General features: G+C 70.2%; 14 protein-coding genes. 6 read left to right on the top strand and 8 right to left on the bottom strand.

Annotated elements, in window-relative coordinates:
- Positions 1-6: 6 nt before the first annotated feature.
- Positions 7-384, bottom strand: a complete 378-nt coding sequence (locus tag IL992_RS41175; protein ID WP_079316282.1) for a thioesterase family protein — start codon at positions 382-384, stop codon at positions 7-9.
- Here IL992_RS41175 and bsaP point away from each other — a divergent pair.
- Both bsaP and IL992_RS41170 read left to right on the top strand, forming a co-directional pair.
- On the top strand, positions 344-715 hold the full coding sequence (bsaP, locus tag IL992_RS49290) for a biotin synthase auxiliary protein BsaP (RefSeq protein ID WP_449843677.1): 372 nt from the start codon (positions 344-346) through the stop codon (positions 713-715). The two genes, IL992_RS41175 and bsaP, sit on opposite strands and share 41 nt — an antisense overlap.
- Positions 716-873: 158 nt before the next feature.
- Entirely contained in the window at positions 874-2,568 is a 1,695-nt protein-coding gene (locus IL992_RS41170; RefSeq protein ID WP_226874722.1) for a serine/threonine-protein kinase, read from the top strand.
- Between the two features lie 109 nt (positions 2,569-2,677).
- On the opposite strand, the gene IL992_RS41165 is transcribed toward IL992_RS41170, so the two are convergent.
- Together IL992_RS41165 and IL992_RS41160 are read right to left on the bottom strand one after the other, a co-directional pair.
- Positions 2,678-4,324, bottom strand: a complete 1,647-nt coding sequence (locus IL992_RS41165) for an acetolactate synthase (RefSeq protein WP_193208708.1) — start codon at positions 4,322-4,324, stop codon at positions 2,678-2,680.
- 669 nt (positions 4,325-4,993) lie between these two features.
- Positions 4,994-5,356, bottom strand: coding sequence for a putative quinol monooxygenase (locus tag IL992_RS41160; RefSeq protein WP_319019155.1), 363 nt, complete (start codon positions 5,354-5,356; stop codon positions 4,994-4,996).
- Positions 5,357-5,456: 100 nt separating this feature from the next.
- Between IL992_RS41160 and IL992_RS41155 the strand changes: the two genes are divergently transcribed.
- The 4 genes from IL992_RS41155 to otnC are packed head-to-tail and all read left to right on the top strand — an operon-like array spanning position 5,457 to position 9,142.
- Positions 5,457-6,521, top strand: coding sequence for an isocitrate/isopropylmalate dehydrogenase family protein (locus tag IL992_RS41155; protein ID WP_319019154.1), 1,065 nt, complete (start codon positions 5,457-5,459; stop codon positions 6,519-6,521).
- A gap of 31 nt (positions 6,522-6,552) precedes the next feature.
- Positions 6,553-7,233, top strand: a complete 681-nt coding sequence (locus tag IL992_RS41150; RefSeq protein ID WP_193208706.1) for a hypothetical protein — start codon at positions 6,553-6,555, stop codon at positions 7,231-7,233.
- Positions 7,230-8,516, top strand: a complete 1,287-nt coding sequence (otnK, locus tag IL992_RS41145; RefSeq protein WP_193208705.1) for a 3-oxo-tetronate kinase — start codon at positions 7,230-7,232, stop codon at positions 8,514-8,516. The genes IL992_RS41150 and otnK overlap by 4 nt, the downstream gene beginning before the upstream one ends.
- Positions 8,513-9,142, top strand: a complete 630-nt coding sequence (gene otnC / locus IL992_RS41140) for a 3-oxo-tetronate 4-phosphate decarboxylase (RefSeq protein WP_193208704.1) — start codon at positions 8,513-8,515, stop codon at positions 9,140-9,142. The genes otnK and otnC overlap by 4 nt, the downstream gene beginning before the upstream one ends.
- Positions 9,143-9,159: 17 nt before the next feature.
- Here the strand turns inward: otnC and IL992_RS41135 are convergent, their stop codons facing one another.
- The 5 genes from IL992_RS41135 to IL992_RS41115 all read right to left on the bottom strand — a co-directional run bounded on the left by IL992_RS41135 (position 9,160) and on the right by IL992_RS41115 (position 14,472).
- Positions 9,160-9,873, bottom strand: coding sequence for a GntR family transcriptional regulator (locus IL992_RS41135; protein ID WP_193208703.1), 714 nt, complete (start codon positions 9,871-9,873; stop codon positions 9,160-9,162).
- 97 nt (positions 9,874-9,970) lie between these two features.
- Positions 9,971-11,380, bottom strand: coding sequence for a CitMHS family transporter (locus tag IL992_RS41130; protein ID WP_193208702.1), 1,410 nt, complete (start codon positions 11,378-11,380; stop codon positions 9,971-9,973).
- A 174-nt stretch (positions 11,381-11,554) separates the two neighbouring features.
- Entirely contained in the window at positions 11,555-12,955 is a 1,401-nt protein-coding gene (locus IL992_RS41125) for an NAD-dependent succinate-semialdehyde dehydrogenase (protein ID WP_193208701.1), read from the bottom strand.
- On the bottom strand, positions 12,952-13,386 hold the full coding sequence (locus tag IL992_RS41120) for a cupin domain-containing protein (RefSeq protein WP_193208700.1): 435 nt from the start codon (positions 13,384-13,386) through the stop codon (positions 12,952-12,954). Before IL992_RS41120 ends, IL992_RS41125 begins: the two co-directional genes overlap by 4 nt.
- A 15-nt stretch (positions 13,387-13,401) precedes the next feature.
- Positions 13,402-14,472, bottom strand: a complete 1,071-nt coding sequence (locus IL992_RS41115; protein WP_193208699.1) for an Ldh family oxidoreductase — start codon at positions 14,470-14,472, stop codon at positions 13,402-13,404.
- Between the last annotated feature and the right edge of the window lie 120 nt (positions 14,473-14,592).

Here is a 14,592-nt window from a genome sequence, read left to right as displayed (position 1 = left end):
AGACGTTCACAGACGGGAGAGGAACCGTTCCCGGTCGACCACGACCCGCTCGATCGTGCCCGTGGCGACCAGGGCGCCGGTCTTGTCGACGGCCCTGACGGAGAAGACGAGCCGCCTGCCGTCCACCTCCGTGAGTTCGACGCCGATCTCGACGTGCATCCCGACCGGGCTGGGCAGACGGTGCTCGATCAGCACCCTGGTCCCCACCGTGGTCTGCCCGGGCTCCAGGTGATGCTGGACGGCCTTGACCGTGGCTCCCTCGGCGAACGACAGCAGCCGCGGCGTGCCCAGCACCGGCACGTCGCCGCTGCCGACCCGGATCGCCGTGTCCTCGCGCTCCACCATGATGAGGACCTCGGCGCGCAGACCTGGAGCAACACTCATGCGCGCCAGCCTATTGGGTCGCCATTCCCCGATGCCCATGGAGATTGCCAGGCAACTAAAGGGGGCCGTGAAGCGTCTTAATTGGCAGCGGGGACTCCATGATGCTTTCCGGGCGGCGGAGGCGGGGCAGCGGTTAGGGTGGTGCACTGTGGACCTCTACTGCGATCACTGCGGCCGTCCGGCCGGAAACGGTGATCACGCGGCCTGCCTGGCCGCCAGGGCGATGGAGCCACCGCGTTACTGCCCGCACTGCCGCCGCCGCATGGTCGTCCAGATCACGCCCAGGAACTGGACGGCACGGTGCTCGGTGCACGGTAGTACGGGCGGATAACAGGTAGGCTCGACTTCCGACCCCCGAGCCTGGATCCCTTACGCATACAGGGTTCCGTAAACTTGTCGTTATCTACCCGCGACACGAACCTGCTTTGTTGGACACCTTCGGGGGTCGATTGACTTAGGGGGTACGGGGCGCAAATGGTGGCCCAAGGCATGACCCTGGCTGGGCGTTACCGGTTGGACGCCCGGCTCGGCGCCGGGGGCATGGGCGAGGTATGGCGCGGCGAGGACACCGTCCTCGCGCGCACCGTCGCCGTCAAGGTGCTTCTCCCCGGTCGTCTCGACGACCCCGGATTCGCCGTGCGCTTCCAGGGCGAGGCCCGGGCGATGGCGACCGTCAACCACCCCGGCGTCGTCGACGTCTACGACTACGGCGTCACCGAGGTCCCCGGCGACGGCTCCACCGCCTACCTGGTCATGCGGTTCGTCGACGGCGAGCCCCTCGACCGCCTGCTGACCCGCCTCGGCCGCATCGGCGCCGAGCCCGCGATGGAGCTCATCGCCCAGGCCGCCTCCGCCCTCCAGGCCGTGCACGAGCGGGGGATCGTGCACCGGGACGTCAAACCGGGCAACCTGCTGGTGCGCTCCGACGGCACGCTGGTGCTGACCGACTTCGGGATCGCCCGCGCCGACCAGGGCAGCCGGCTCACCGACGCCGGAATGGTGCTCGGCACCGCGGCCTACTGCGCGCCGGAGCAGGCCGAGGGCGCTCCGGTCACGCCCGCCGTCGACATCTACGCGCTGGGCGTGGTGGCGTACGAGTGCCTGGCCGGGCAGCGTCCCTTCGACGGCGACTCGCCGGTGACGATCGCGCTCAAGCACATCCGCGAGGAGCCGCCGCCGCTGCCGCCGGACGTGCCGCCCGCCGTCCGGGCCGTCGTCGAACGGGCAATGTCGAAGGACCCGGCCCGCCGCTGGCCGTCCGCCGCCGCGATGAGCCAGGCGGCCCGGCAGTCGGTGTTGCCCCCTGGTGCCGGGATGCCCAGCACGGCCTCGCCCACCTATGGCCCGGAGGGCCTGGCAGGAGCAGGGTACGGCCCGCAGGGCGTCACCGCGGCCCCGCCCGTCACGGGCATGGGGACCCCGCCTCCGCCCACGGGCCCGCTCACCCAGGCAGCCCCCTACCCGGGTGGGCCGGAGGCCGTCCCCGCCACCGGCGCCACCTACCGCGTCACCCGAGAGTCCTGGAACGACGCCCCGGCCGTGCCGCCGGCGACCGTGGCCTCCCCGCAGCAGGGCTCACGTACGGCGCGGCGCGCGGCGCAGCGGTCCAGGAAAGGCCGCGGGATGCCGGTCGCGGCCGGAGTGGCGGGGTTCGCCGTCGTCGGCGGTCTGGCCGTCCTCGGCATCAACATGGCCTCGGCCGGGTCCACGACCCCCGAGTCGCCCGCTCCGTCCCTGAACGTGGTCACCTCGTCGCCCAGTCCGTCGCCCGAGCGGAGCAGACGACCCAGCACGCCTCCCACGAAGATTCCGGTGACGCGGTCCAGCCCGCCCAAGAGGAAGCCGAGCCCCACGCCGAGCCCGACTCCCAGCCCGACGCCGAGCCACACCGCCTCCCCGACGCCCTCGCCGAGCTCGACCGAGGGCATGATCAAGGTGCCCCAGCTCAAGAACCTGCCCGAGAGCTCCGCGCTGGCGCGGCTCAACATGCTGGGCCTCACTCCGAAACCCTCCTACGAGGGCCCGGAGGAGTGTAAGGGAGTGGTCGTCAGCCAGAAACCGGCGGCGAACACGCTCGTGAAGGAGGGCACGACGGTTACGTTCACGGTGAAGAAGACGTGCCCGTCCCCGTCGCCCAGTTCGTCACCCAGCCCGGACCCGACCCGCACTCCCGTGGCGTCCTGAGTCCCGCGAGGGGCAGGGCCTTCACGGGTGGCGTCGCCGCACCGGTCCCGCGGCTCGGCAAGAACCGCGGGGCTCCGCCCGGGTGCCGCGGGCGGAGCCGCACGCGAGGTCACACTCCGGTCGTGTTGCGCGGGTAGGCGATCGCCGGGTCGGTGGCGATGTTCACCAGATAGGGCACACCGGAGTCGAAGGCGCGGCGCAGCGCCGGGCCGATCTCCGCCGGCGAGGTGACGAGCTCCCCGCCGCCGCCGAGCGCCGTCACGACCTGGTCGTAGCGGCACTGCGGCTGGAGCTCGGCCGCCACGTCGTAGCCGTACAGCATCTGCATGGGGTGCTTCTCCAGACCCCACATGCCGTTGTTGCCGCAGATCATGACGACCGGCAGGCGGTGGCGGACCAGCGTGTCGACGTCCATCAGCGAAAAGCCCGCCGCGCCGTCGCCGAGCAGCAGCACGACCTGCGACGACGGCCTCGCCAGACGTGCGGCGATGGAGTAGCCGAGCCCGGTGCCGAGGCAGCCGTACGGGCCGGGGTCGAGCCAGTTGCCCGGCCGGCGCGGCTCGACGTACTTGCCGGCGTAGGAGACGAAGTCGCCGCCGTCGCCGATGACGACCGCGTCGTCGGCGAGCACCTTGTTCAGCTCGCCGTAGATGCGCATCGGGTGGATCGGGTCGGCGTCCGACTCCAGCAGGGCGGCGTCCCCGGCGGTCGCCGCCGCCGCGGCTTCGCTCAGCCTGCTCACCCACGGCTCGTACGCCTTGGGGTTCACCCCGGCGGTCCCGCAGGCCGCGGACAGCCCCCAGAAGACGACCGACAGGTCGCCGGCGGCCGAGCCGGACAGGCCGGTGTGCGTGGCGAGCTGGGAGGGCGCGTCGGCGATGTGGACGACCCTGGCGAGCGGCGCGCCCTCCTTGCCGCCGAACCAGCCGTACGCGAGCCGGAAGTCGAGCGGCGTGCCGACCACGATGACGAGGTCGGCCTGGCCGAAGGCGACGCCCCGGGCGCGGGTGACCAGCAGTTCGTGTCCGGCCGGGAGGATGCCCCGGCCCTGGCCGTTGGGGACGACGGGCAGGCGCCACTCCTCGGCGAAGTCCCGCGCGGCCTCCTCGGCGCGCTCCATCCACACGTCCGAGCCCAGCACCAGCACCGGGCGCTCGGCCTCGGCGAGCAGCCTGGCGATGCCGGCGAGCGCCTCCGGGTCGGGCTCCAGCGGCGACGGGGTCAGCGTCTCCGAGACGTACTCGGGCGACGGGGAGAACAGGTCGTCCATGTGAACGTCCAGGAACACCGGGCCGCGATGCGGGGCCAGGGCGGTCCGGAAGGCCATCTCGACGTCCTGCCCGATGGAGTCCGCGCCCGATCCGGTGAAGGCGAGCTTGGTGATGGGCTCGAACAGTGGTGGATGGTCCATCTCCTGCAGCGCCCCGGAGCCCCAGCGTGAGCGCGGGGCGCGTCCGCCGAGTACGACGACCGGGGAGCCGTTGAAATGGGCGGTCGCGACCCCCGAGACGCCGTTGGTGACGCCGGGGCCGGCCGTGAGCACGGCGAGGCCGGGCTTGCGGGTCAGCCGGGCCGTCGCCTCGGCCGCGAACACCGCGCTCTGCTCGTGGCGCACGTCCAGGATGCGCATGTTCTGATGGACGGCCCCGTCGTACAAGGGGAAGACGTGCCCACCGGACAGCGTGAACATCGTGTCCACGCCGTAGGCCTGGGAGACGGCGACGGCGATGTCGCCTGCGTGTTTGGGGGACTCCATAGGGTGAAACCTACCAGTCGGTCACTTTGGTCGTGTTTCAAAAGTCATGCCCTGCTACGCGTGGCCCAGACGGCGTCTCGCGGCGTTGCCCCACCCACGAGAACTCCTCGCAGGTTCGGACTTTCCGCGGGGCCCGGGGTCGTCGTCGCCCGTAGCCTCCGGCTACGAGCTCCTTCTCCGCCTTGCGACGCATCCGTCTGGATCCCGCTCGCGACGGGCAGCACTTCTTCAACACTCCCTTCGGAACAGAGGGACGGCCAATGCCCTCCAGCCACAGGAGAACGTCGGTCACCCCCGCTGATGCCCGGTGCCGTCGCGGCTACTCCGCACGGGCAGGCTGGGATTCCAGCGAATGTGCCGCGGCGGCCCTCCGGCACCGGAGGGCCGCCGCGGACGAGAGCCTCAGACGGTCCTGCAGCCGGGGTGCTTCCCGAAAATCGCTGAGGTGCCGGCGGCCGTGGTGCGGCGTGGCCGTTGACCGCGCAACGCACGTGCGTGACGTCAGGGGTGTGGACGACTCTGGTCGGCGTCAGCTCGATCGGCTTTGGCAGCCGTCCAGGGACACCGACAGCTGCGCCGTCACCTTGGTCACCGTGCTTCGCCTTCCTTGTCCTGGCGGCACCCGATGCGGGCCCACTCGCCGTGAGGTCGAAGCCGCCGGTCGTTTCTCTACATCGTCTCGTGCCCCGTCACGGCCGTCGCTCCGAACAAGCGGACTCCCTCGGTGTTCACGTGAGTGCCGGGCACGATCACTTCCCCGGCCGTGGAGCGCCAGGCCGCGTAGTGAGGGGTGGACCGGTGCTCCTCGGCGAAGGCCGAGCGGTCGCGGTAGATCTCGTAGAACGCGAAACGTTGTTCCTGGCGATCCAGCTCGATGACGTCGAAGAAGTAGCAGCCAGGCTCGTCGGCGACCGAGCGGCGGGCGTTCTCCTCGATCGCCGTCATGAACTGTCGCAGCTTGCCCGGCCGGACCTGGACCTCCACCCACACCGCGTACATCTCGGCTGGACCTTTCTGCTCGTCATCCTTCACTTGCTTCAGTATACAGCGCAGAGTACCGTACTGAATGTCGAACTCGCTCCAGTCCTTCTGGTCGAGACGGCATGGTGTGGCATTGAGGCGAGGAGACCGAGTGAAGATCGCATTGCTTCCGGGTGACGACATCGGCCCTGAGATCAGCGAGGCGGCGAGGGAAGTTCTGGAGGCCGCGGACAAGCGTTTCGGTCTCGGCCTGGAGTTCGACGTCCACGAAGTCGGAGTGGCGTCACTCCGCAGGAACGGGACCACGCTCCCTGACCCGGTGATCGACGCATGCCTGAAGGCCGACGGTGTCGTGCTCGGCCCGGCGGGGATGTCGGCCTACCCGCCGGTGGCCGAAGGCGGGGTGAACATCCCCGGGACGATCCGCAAGCGCCTCGATCTGTTCGCGAACCTGCGGCCGTCCCGGTGCCGGGCTGGTGTCCCGTTGAGCCGTGCGGGGCTCGATGTGCTGATCGTCCGGGAGAACACCGAGGGCTTCTACGCCGATCGCAATCTTTTCGCAGGTTACGGTGAGTTCCGGCCCACCGCTGATTCCGCGATGTCCCTGCGGCTGATCACGAGGCGTGCTTCGGCGCGCATCGCCGAGGTCGCTTTCCAGCAGGCCGCCAAACGCGCAGGCCGCGTCGCCTTCGTCGGGAAACGACACGTGATGCAGATGACCGACGGGCTCTTCATGGACGCGGTGGAGGAGGTCGCCGCCCGCCATCCCGGTGTCGAGCTGCGTGAGGTGGACGTCGACGCGATGGCAGCCGATCTCTACCTGCGGCCCGAGCGGTACGACGTGATCCTCACCAGCAACATGTTCGGCGACATCCTCTCCAACGAGGCGGCCGCACTGGCCGGCGGGCTGGGCCTGGCCGGAGCCCTGAACGTCGGCACGGACCACGCCGCGGCGAACGCGGGACACGGATCCGCCCCCGATATCGCCGGGCACGGCATCGCGAACCCGACCGGTCTGATCCTCTCCAGTGCGCTCCTTCTCGCCTGGTGGGGCGACCGCACCGGCGATCCGTCCTTCGGGAAGGCCGCGCACGCGATCGAACGAGCGGTGGACACGGCCCTGGCCGAGCCCGCGACCAGAGCCCGGGATCTCGGCGGAACGGCATCCACCTCGGACGTCGCCACGGCGGTGACCCGCTTCCTCGCCGACCAGTGATACCGGCCGGATCGAGCAGAAGGACCCGAGAGTGAGAGGTCACGTTCCCGAACCGCTGATCGCCCTGATCAGCGCCGTTCCCGCGGCGATCGCGCCGATCGATCGTGCGTTGCGGGAGAGGCTGCCGATGGTCCGCGTGTGGAATCTCATCGACGACCGCCTAATGGAGGACGCGGCGGCCGACGGCGGGGTCACGCCGCGGCTGGCGCGGCGGATGCGGCGGCTGATCGACCACGCCGTCGTGGAGGGCGCCGACGCGGTCGTGCTCACGTGTTCCCTCTACGCGGGCGTCGCGCACGAGGTCGCCGGCGGGCCGGTCGAGGTGCCGGTGCTGGGACCGGACGACGCCCTCGTCGCCGCGGTCGTCGCCGGAGGCTGTCGCAACGTCCTGCTCGTCTCCCCGGCGGCCGGGCCGCTGGCCGACTCCCGGGAACGCCTGCGGCGGGCAGCCGGTCCGGACGTCACGATCGCCGGGGTTGTCGCCGACGGTGCCGCCGAGGCCGCCCGCCGCGGTGACGAGGACGCGTTGACCAGAAGCGTCCTGGCGGCGATCGAGGGCGCCACGACCGGGCATGACGTGATCGTCCTCGGCCAGTACTCGCTCGCCCCCGCCGGACCGGTGGTGCGCGGAGCCGTCACGGTGCCTGTGCTCACGGGTCCTGGCCTCACGGCGGATCTGCTCGCCCGGACATTCGCTGGAGCCGACACATGATCGGGGTCATCGCCGACGACTACACGGGCGCTACGGATGTCGCGGTGGCGTTCCGTGGCGCCAACCTGCGTACCGCGATTCTCTTCCGTTCACCCGACAGCGGCTCACCCGACGGCGTGGCCGCCCTCGCGGGATGCGATGTCGTCGTTGTCGCCCTGAAGACGCGCACGATCGCGCCCGCCGAGGCCGTGACGCGGTCGCTGGAGGCGCTCGACCGGCTGCGACGGTGGGGTGCAACGCAGATCTTCTTCAAATACTGTTCGACGTTCGACTCCCGGCCCGACGGCAACATCGGGCCGGTCGCCGACGCGCTCTTCGACGCGCTCGGCGCTCCGCGAGCGGTGTTCGTACCCGCCTCCCCGAGACACCTGCGCACCCAGTACATGGGTCACCTTTTCGTGGACCAGGTGCTGCTCTCCGAGTCGTCCATGCGGGAGCACCCGCTGACGCCGATGACCGACGCCTTCCTTCCCCGGGTGCTGGCGGCCCAGACCCGGCGGCGGGTCGGTCTGGTGCCCCGCCGTGACGTCGAGGAGGGGGTGGCGGCGACGGCCGATGCCCTCGCCCGTGCCCATGAGGCGGGAAACAGCTACATTCTGGTGGACGCCGTCACGGAGCGGGACGTACTGACGATCGGTGCGGCCTGTGCGGACGACGTCCTGGTGACCGGAGCGGCCGGACTCGCGGCGGGTCTGGGCGCGGCTCACGCCCGTCGGCTCGGACGCGAGCCGGACCAGCGCCCGGCCACCCACCTGCCAGTGGCGGGCCCCGCTGCCGTTCTGGCGGGGAGCTGCTCGGCTCGGACGCTGGAGCAGATCGGGCACATGACGGGCCGCGGCCACCCCGCGTTCCGGCTGGACGCGACCGCCGAGCCGAATCCGTCGGCGCTCGCGGCCCGCGCACTGGCCTGGTACGACGACGTCCGGCCGGACGTGGCGCCACTCTTTCACTCCTCCCAGCCCCCTGACGAGCTGCGTCGCACACAGTCGGAGCTGGGCAGGGAGCGGGCTTCGGCGATCCTGGAAGAAGCTCTCGGACTCGTCGCCAGGGGCCTGCGGGAACGCAGCGTGCGACGCTTCGTGGTCGCAGGCGGCGAGTCGTCGGGCGCGGTGGTCAACGCCCTCCGGATCACCGGCGGGATGGTCGGGGACGAGGAGGCGCCCGGGGTGCCCTGGATCGTGACCGGGGGCGAGCAGCCGATCCAGCTCCTGCTGAAGTCGGGGAACTTCGGCGACGTCCAGCTGCTGGCCCGCGCCGTCACCGGGACGGCGGGGAAGGCATGAGCGAGCCGGATCTCCGCGAGGAGCTGGTGGCGGCCGCCCACTCGCTCTTCCAGCGGTCGTTGACGCACGGGCGTACCGGGAACATCAGCGTCCGGGCAGGGGACCGTGTCCTCATCACTCCCACAGGGAGCAGCCTCGGGAGCGTTCGCGCCGACGACCTCGCGGTCATCGATCTGGACGGCTCACATCTTGGGGGCCGGAAACCGTCCAAGGAAGCGTTTCTGCACCTCGCCGTCTTCCGCGCGCGGCCCGAAGCGACTGCGGTGGTTCACACCCATTCCACCTATTCCGCCGCTGTGTCGTGTCTCGCGGACGTCGACCCGGACAACGTCCTCCCGCCGCTCACCGCCTACTTCGTCATGCGGGTCGGACGCCTTCCGCTGCTGCCTTACCACGCTCCGGGGGACGACGCGCTCGGGCCGCTCGCCGAGAGCGCCGCCCGCGCGCACCGCGCCCTCCTGCTCGGCAACCACGGACCTGTCGCCGCCGGCTCCACCCTGTCCGAGGCCGTGGACGCGCTGGAGGAGATCGAGGAGACGGCCAAGCTGTTCCTCCTGCTGCGGGGCCTGCCCGTCCGGCCGGTCACGACGCGTCACGTCAACCAAGCGCCCTCCATCGCACCGTGACGTGCTCACGGCCGCCGCTAGGCCGAGGGCAGGATCTCGATGTCCAGATCGCTGGTGCTCGCGATCGAGCTGGTCAGCCCCCGAATGATGGTGTCAAGGCTCTCGGCCAGGTGATTGCTCTGCTCGCGTGCGGCGCCGTCCGGATCACCGTTGAGAATCGCCTCGCACATACGTCGATGCTCGGCCAGGGACGCGCGGAGCCGGGTCGGCTCGGACTGAGCGATCCGGCGCAGGCGGGCGGACTGCCCGCGCTGGTCGGCGATCGTCGTGGCCAGCGGCTCGTTGTGACAGGCAGCGATCACCGCCTGGTCGAACTGCTCGGTCAGCCGGTAGAAGCGCGGCGCGACCTCTTCCCGGCCGGCGGTGTCGAGCAGCTCGGTGATCTCGTCCAGTTCCGCTGAGATCTCCCGGAACGGCTTCAGGAGCTCCGGCTGCCGGATGCCGTCGAGGGTCACCATGCGCGCCGCTGCGGGTTCCAGGATCATCCGGAACTCGAACAGGGCCCGTACCCCACGCAGCGAGATGGGCGCGACCTGGGCGACCTCGCCGGGACGGAACCGTACCAGTCCTTCGCGGGCCAGTCGGCGGATCGCTTCCCGCACCGGCGTGCGCGACGCGCCGACCTGCTCGGCGATGAGTACCTCGCTCAGCTTCGTCCCGGGGGTGAGCTCAAGCGTCTGGATCTGCTCCTTCAGCTGCATGTAGACGGCTTCGGCCTTGCCTCGGCTCATGGATCGTCCTGTCTCCTACGGGTCGGTCAAAGGCTTGCTCGGCGTCAGGAGCCAGCATATTGCCCTGGATACAGCCCGGGAGGCAGCCGGGCACTCCTCAGATGGGGAAGGCGAAGGTCAGCCCGCCCACCGCCAGCATGATGAGCCCCACGATGACGGCGCGCCAAATCGTCCTGCGGTGGTGCTCGCCGAGCTCGACCTTGGCGAGCCCCACGAGCAGCAGGAAGGAGGCCACGATCGGGCTGGACTGGTGCAACGGCTGACCCACGAGAGAGGCGCGGGCCATGTCCACGGCGCTGATCCCGAAATGCGCGGCCGTTTCGTTGAGGACCGGCAGCATGCCGAAGTAGAAGGCGTCGTTGCTCGTGAAGAACGTCATCGGGATGGAGAGCAGCCCGGTGATGACGGGGAAGTGCGAGCCCAGCGAGGCGGGGATGACGCCCACCAGCCAGCCGGCCATCGCCGCCACCATGCCGCTGCTGCTGAGCACACCGGTGAGAACGGTAGCGGCGAAGACCATCCCCACCACGCTGACAACGCTGGACGCGTGGGCCTGGAACTGCCGCGACTGCTCGGCCACGCGGGGGAAGTTCAGCACGAGCGCGATCGCCACGGCGACGAAGAAGATGGCTGGGGGTTCGACAGTGCCCTCCACCAGGAGCACCATCACGGACAGGGTGAGAGCGAGGTTGATCCACAGCAGCCTGGGCCGGGCGTTGGGCCGGGTGAGGTGCCCCTCAGCGGTGATGACCGGCGAGTCGTCCGTGGAGGCGGGCTCTGCTGCGGTGGTGCCCTGTCCCGAGAGGGTGGCCGTGGCGGTCGAGTTCGGGACCTCGGCGGCCGCGGCCGCCGAGGCCGCCGCCCTGCTCAGCACGCCCGCACGCAGCGCGACCTGGCCCAGCCGGCGGCGCTCTCCACGGCCGAGCAGGTAGGCGAGGACCAGAGTGCCGGCCAGGCCGGCGACGATCGCGGGGATCATGGGCACGAAGATGTCGATCGGAGAGACCTTGAGCGCGGCCGCGGCCCGCGCCGTCGAGCCGCCCCAGGGGACGGTGTTCAGCGTTCCGTTGGCCGTGGCGGTGACGCAGGTGAGCACGACGGGGCTCATGCCGAGCCGCAGGTAGATCGGCAGGAAGGCGGAGGTGACGATGATGAAGGTCGTGGAGCCGTCGCCGTCCAGGGAGACGATGGAGGTCAGCAGGGCGGTACCGACGACGAGCCGTACCGGATCGTTGTGGACCAGTCTCAGGATGGCCTTGATCAGGGGGTCGAAGAGGCCCACGTCGATCATGATCCCGAAGAAGATGATCGCGAAGAACAGCAGCGCGGCGGTCGGCGCGACGTCCTTGAGGGACGTCACGATGTCGTCGGCGAGACCCACTCCTCCGCCGGCCAGCAGGCCGAAGAACAGCGGTACCAGGATCAGGGCGGCGATGGGTACGACGCGCTTGCTCATGATCAGGTAGAGGAACGTGGCGATCGTCGCGAAACCCAGGATGACCAACATGGTCATCTCCTCTCAACACAACGGAAACATGTTGGCATGTATACATCAGTGGATTCAGATTTGTATAGCCGTGGAGCAGCGATTTTCCCAGGGTGAGAGCAGCAGAAGAGCATGAGGGGCTCGTGCTGCCCCGAGGTGCCGGGCAGCACGAGCCCCTCGAACGCCGAATCTCTACTACGCGACGCTTGCCCAGTAGGTTCGCGTGTTGGTGAACTCCCGGATCCCGGCGGAAGCGAGCTCGCGCCCGTACCCGCTGCGCTTGGTGCCGCCGAACGGCAGCCGCGGATCTGAGGCGACGACCGCGTTGACGAAGGCCGCGCCGCTGGTGACCCGCCGGGCGAAGTCGATCCCGCGCCTCGTGGACATGGTCCAGACGCTGAGCCCCAGCCCGTACGGCGTGGCGTTCGCCAGCCTGACGGCCTCGTCGGCGTCCTGGGCGACGGCGATGGCCGCCAGCGGCCCGAAGGTCTCCTCGTCGAAGGCGGCCATGCCCGGGCCGGCGCCCGCCAGCACGGTGGGCCGGTAGTAGAAGCCGTCGCCCGGTACCGGCGCACCGCCGATGAGCAGGCGGGCCCCGGCGGCGACGGACTGTTCCACCTGCCGGTGGATCGCCGCCCGCAGGTCGTCGCGAGCGAGCGGCCCGATCTGCGTGCCCGGATCGCGCGGATCTCCGACCCGCAGCGCTTCGACACCCTTGACGAAGGTCGCGGTGAACTCATCGGCCACGGAGGCGTGGACGATGAAGCGCTTGGCGCAGACGCAGCTCTGCCCCGAGTTGGTGAACCGCGCCTTCACGGCCGCCTCCGCGGCGGCTTGGACGTCCGCGTCGTCGAGGACGACGAAGGCATCGGAGCCGCCGAGTTCCAGCACGGACTTCTTGACGGCCCGTCCGGCCGCCGCCCCGACCTGGGAGCCGGCCTGGTTGCTGCCGGTCAGGGTGACGGCGGCGATCCGGTCGTCGGCGATCAAGGAGGCGGTGACCTCGGGAACGTCGCTCTCGGCGATGACCAGAGCCGTGACGAGATGCTCGGGGAAGCCCGCCTGGAGCAGGACGTCCTGGAGAGCCAGCGCGCACCCGGTCACGTTGGGCGCGTGCTTGAGCAGGACGCCGTTCCCCGCCACCAGTGAGGGGATGATAAAGCGCATCGCCTGCCAGACCGGGAAGTTCCATGGCATGACCGCCAGAACCAGCCCGACAGGCTCATAAGCCACCCAGGTTTGCGCGGACCCGACCTGCACACGCTCGTCGGCGAGGATCCCTGGGCCTTCCTGTGCGTAGTAGTCGGCCGTGAGCGCCGACTTGTCCATCTCTGCCTCCGCCTCGACGACGGGCTTGCCCATCTCCTCCACGATCAGCCGGGCGAGGTGCTCCTTGCGTTCGCGCAGCGTGCGGGCGAGCCGTCCGACGCGCGCGGCGCGTTCGCTCACCGGCACTCCGGACCAGGTCTGGGCCGCCGCGGCGGCGCGCTCCGTCGCTTCCTCGACACGGTCCGGCCCCCAGCCTTCGTACGTCGTCACCAGCATGCCGGTGGCGGGGTTGACGATGCGGATCTCCCGGCTTCGGATGCCGTTCATGCGGTGAGAGCCCCTCCCCTGTCGCGCTCCGAGAGGTGCTCGAAGGTCTCGCCGGTGGCGGTGATGGTCCGCGTCACATCCCTGCCGCCGTAGACCCAGTAGATCCGCATGATCCCCGCGCCGCGGTTGAGGAAGCGGTGCGGGACGCCCGCAGGGACCCAGGTGGCGTCGCCCGGATCCAGGTCGTACGTGCTGCCGTCGATCTCCGCGGTGGCCGCACCCTCCAGGATCAGCACCGACTCCTCGACGTTATGGCTGTGCAAGGGAAGCCCAGTGCCGGGCTGGAAGACTGTTTGACCGGTGGTGAACCCGGCTTGGCCGGAGTTCCACTTGCCGACGTAGGGAATGGTCGCCACGCCGCCACCGCGGTCGAAGCGTTCGACCTCGTCGGGGTGGATGAGCAGATGGGGCGTTCCGGGCTGGGAACACACGGCGGTCGGCTCCGTTCAGGTCGTGGGAATGGCGGGAGAGAGGGGCACGGGCAGTGACACTCCGGCGCGCCGGGCGAGGCGGTCCAGCGCCTGCCAGGTTTCCTCGGCCACCGTGATGCCCTCGCTTCTCAGGCGTTCAGCGGTCCGGATTTCCGGCTCACCCGGTACGAAGATCTCCATGACGCCGGGAGCCGCAGGGGTGGCCTTGGTCTCCTGGATCAACGCCTCCATGCGGCGTTCGAAGTCGCCTGGGTCGGCCATCGAACGGATGTCGATGCAGATCAGCAGGTGGCCACAGCCGCTGCGACCGTGCCGGGCGTAGGGGCCCACCACCGAGGTGCCGAAGGCGCTGCCGGTCAGCACCCCCGTCAGGACGTCGAACATGAAGGAGATGGCGTATCCCTTGTGTCCCGCCATGGGGAGGATCAAGCCCTCGATCGCCCGGCTCGGGTCGGTCGTCGGCACCCCGTCGGGATCGGCCGCCCAGCCTTCGGGGATGGGCTCTCCGCGTTCCCTGGCGTGATAGATCTTGCCGCGCGCCACCGCCGTGTTGGCGATGTCCATCACGACGGTGCCGTACCGGCCGCCGGGAGCGGCGATCGACCAGGGGTTGGTGCCTATCCGCTTCTCCCGTCCTCCCCAGGGTGCCATGGCGGGACTGGCGTTGGTCGCCAGCAGCGCCACGCACCCTTCCTGGGCGGCCCTGCGGGTGAAGTAGGCGGCGGTTCCGAAATGCCCTGAGTTCCGCGCTGCGACCGCGGCGATCCCATGGCGTCGAGCACGCTCGACGCCCAGCCCGACAGCTCGATCGGCGACCACCTGCCCGAGCCCGTTCTTGCCGTCGAGGACCAGCACGGCACCGTGGTCGGTGACGATGCCCGGATCGGCAGCGGCCACCGTGGCTCCGCTCTCTATGCGGTCCAGGTACCACGGCAGTCGCAGCATGCCGTGAGAGGGATGTCCCCACAGCTCGGCGGTCACCAAGGTGTCGGCGAGCAGGCGGGCGTGCGCGGCGGGAACCCCGTGGGCCTCGGCGGCGGCGGTAGCGAATCCCAGCAGTTCAGCGGCACCGACAAGATGCGTCACTGGCTACCTCCAGAAAGTATCCATATCTGTATACAGATTAGCGGAGGGTTCGCGGAAGTGACGCCGGACTGGTGGACGGCGCACGGCCATCTCCAAGACGTCCGCTGGCCGGTACCGCTC

The organism is Microbispora sitophila (assembly GCF_014892245.1).
GTDB lineage: Bacteria > Actinomycetota > Actinomycetes > Streptosporangiales > Streptosporangiaceae > Microbispora > Microbispora siamensis.
This window is presented reverse-complemented; position numbering and strand designations above follow the sequence as displayed.

What these genes read in the sequence shown, in the direction of transcription:
- IL992_RS41130 (WP_193208702.1), bottom strand. Translation starts at nt 11,380, where the DNA reads ATGTTGGTCATCCTGGGTTTCGCGACGATCGCCACGTTCCTCTACCTG.
- bsaP (WP_449843677.1), top strand. Translation starts at nt 344, where the DNA reads ATGATGAGGACCTCGGCGCGCAGACCTGGAGCAACACTCATGCGCGCC.
- IL992_RS41125 (WP_193208701.1), bottom strand. Translation starts at nt 12,955, where the DNA reads ATGAACGGCATCCGAAGCCGGGAGATCCGCATCGTCAACCCCGCCACC.
- IL992_RS41165 (WP_193208708.1), bottom strand. Translation starts at nt 4,324, where the DNA reads ATGGAGTCCCCCAAACACGCAGGCGACATCGCCGTCGCCGTCTCCCAG.
- IL992_RS41170 (WP_226874722.1), top strand. Translation starts at nt 874, where the DNA reads ATGACCCTGGCTGGGCGTTACCGGTTGGACGCCCGGCTCGGCGCCGGG.
- otnK (WP_193208705.1), top strand. Translation starts at nt 7,230, where the DNA reads ATGATCGGGGTCATCGCCGACGACTACACGGGCGCTACGGATGTCGCG.
- IL992_RS41135 (WP_193208703.1), bottom strand. Translation starts at nt 9,873, where the DNA reads ATGAGCCGAGGCAAGGCCGAAGCCGTCTACATGCAGCTGAAGGAGCAG.
- otnC (WP_193208704.1), top strand. Translation starts at nt 8,513, where the DNA reads ATGAGCGAGCCGGATCTCCGCGAGGAGCTGGTGGCGGCCGCCCACTCG.
- IL992_RS41175 (WP_079316282.1), bottom strand. Translation starts at nt 384, where the DNA reads ATGAGTGTTGCTCCAGGTCTGCGCGCCGAGGTCCTCATCATGGTGGAG.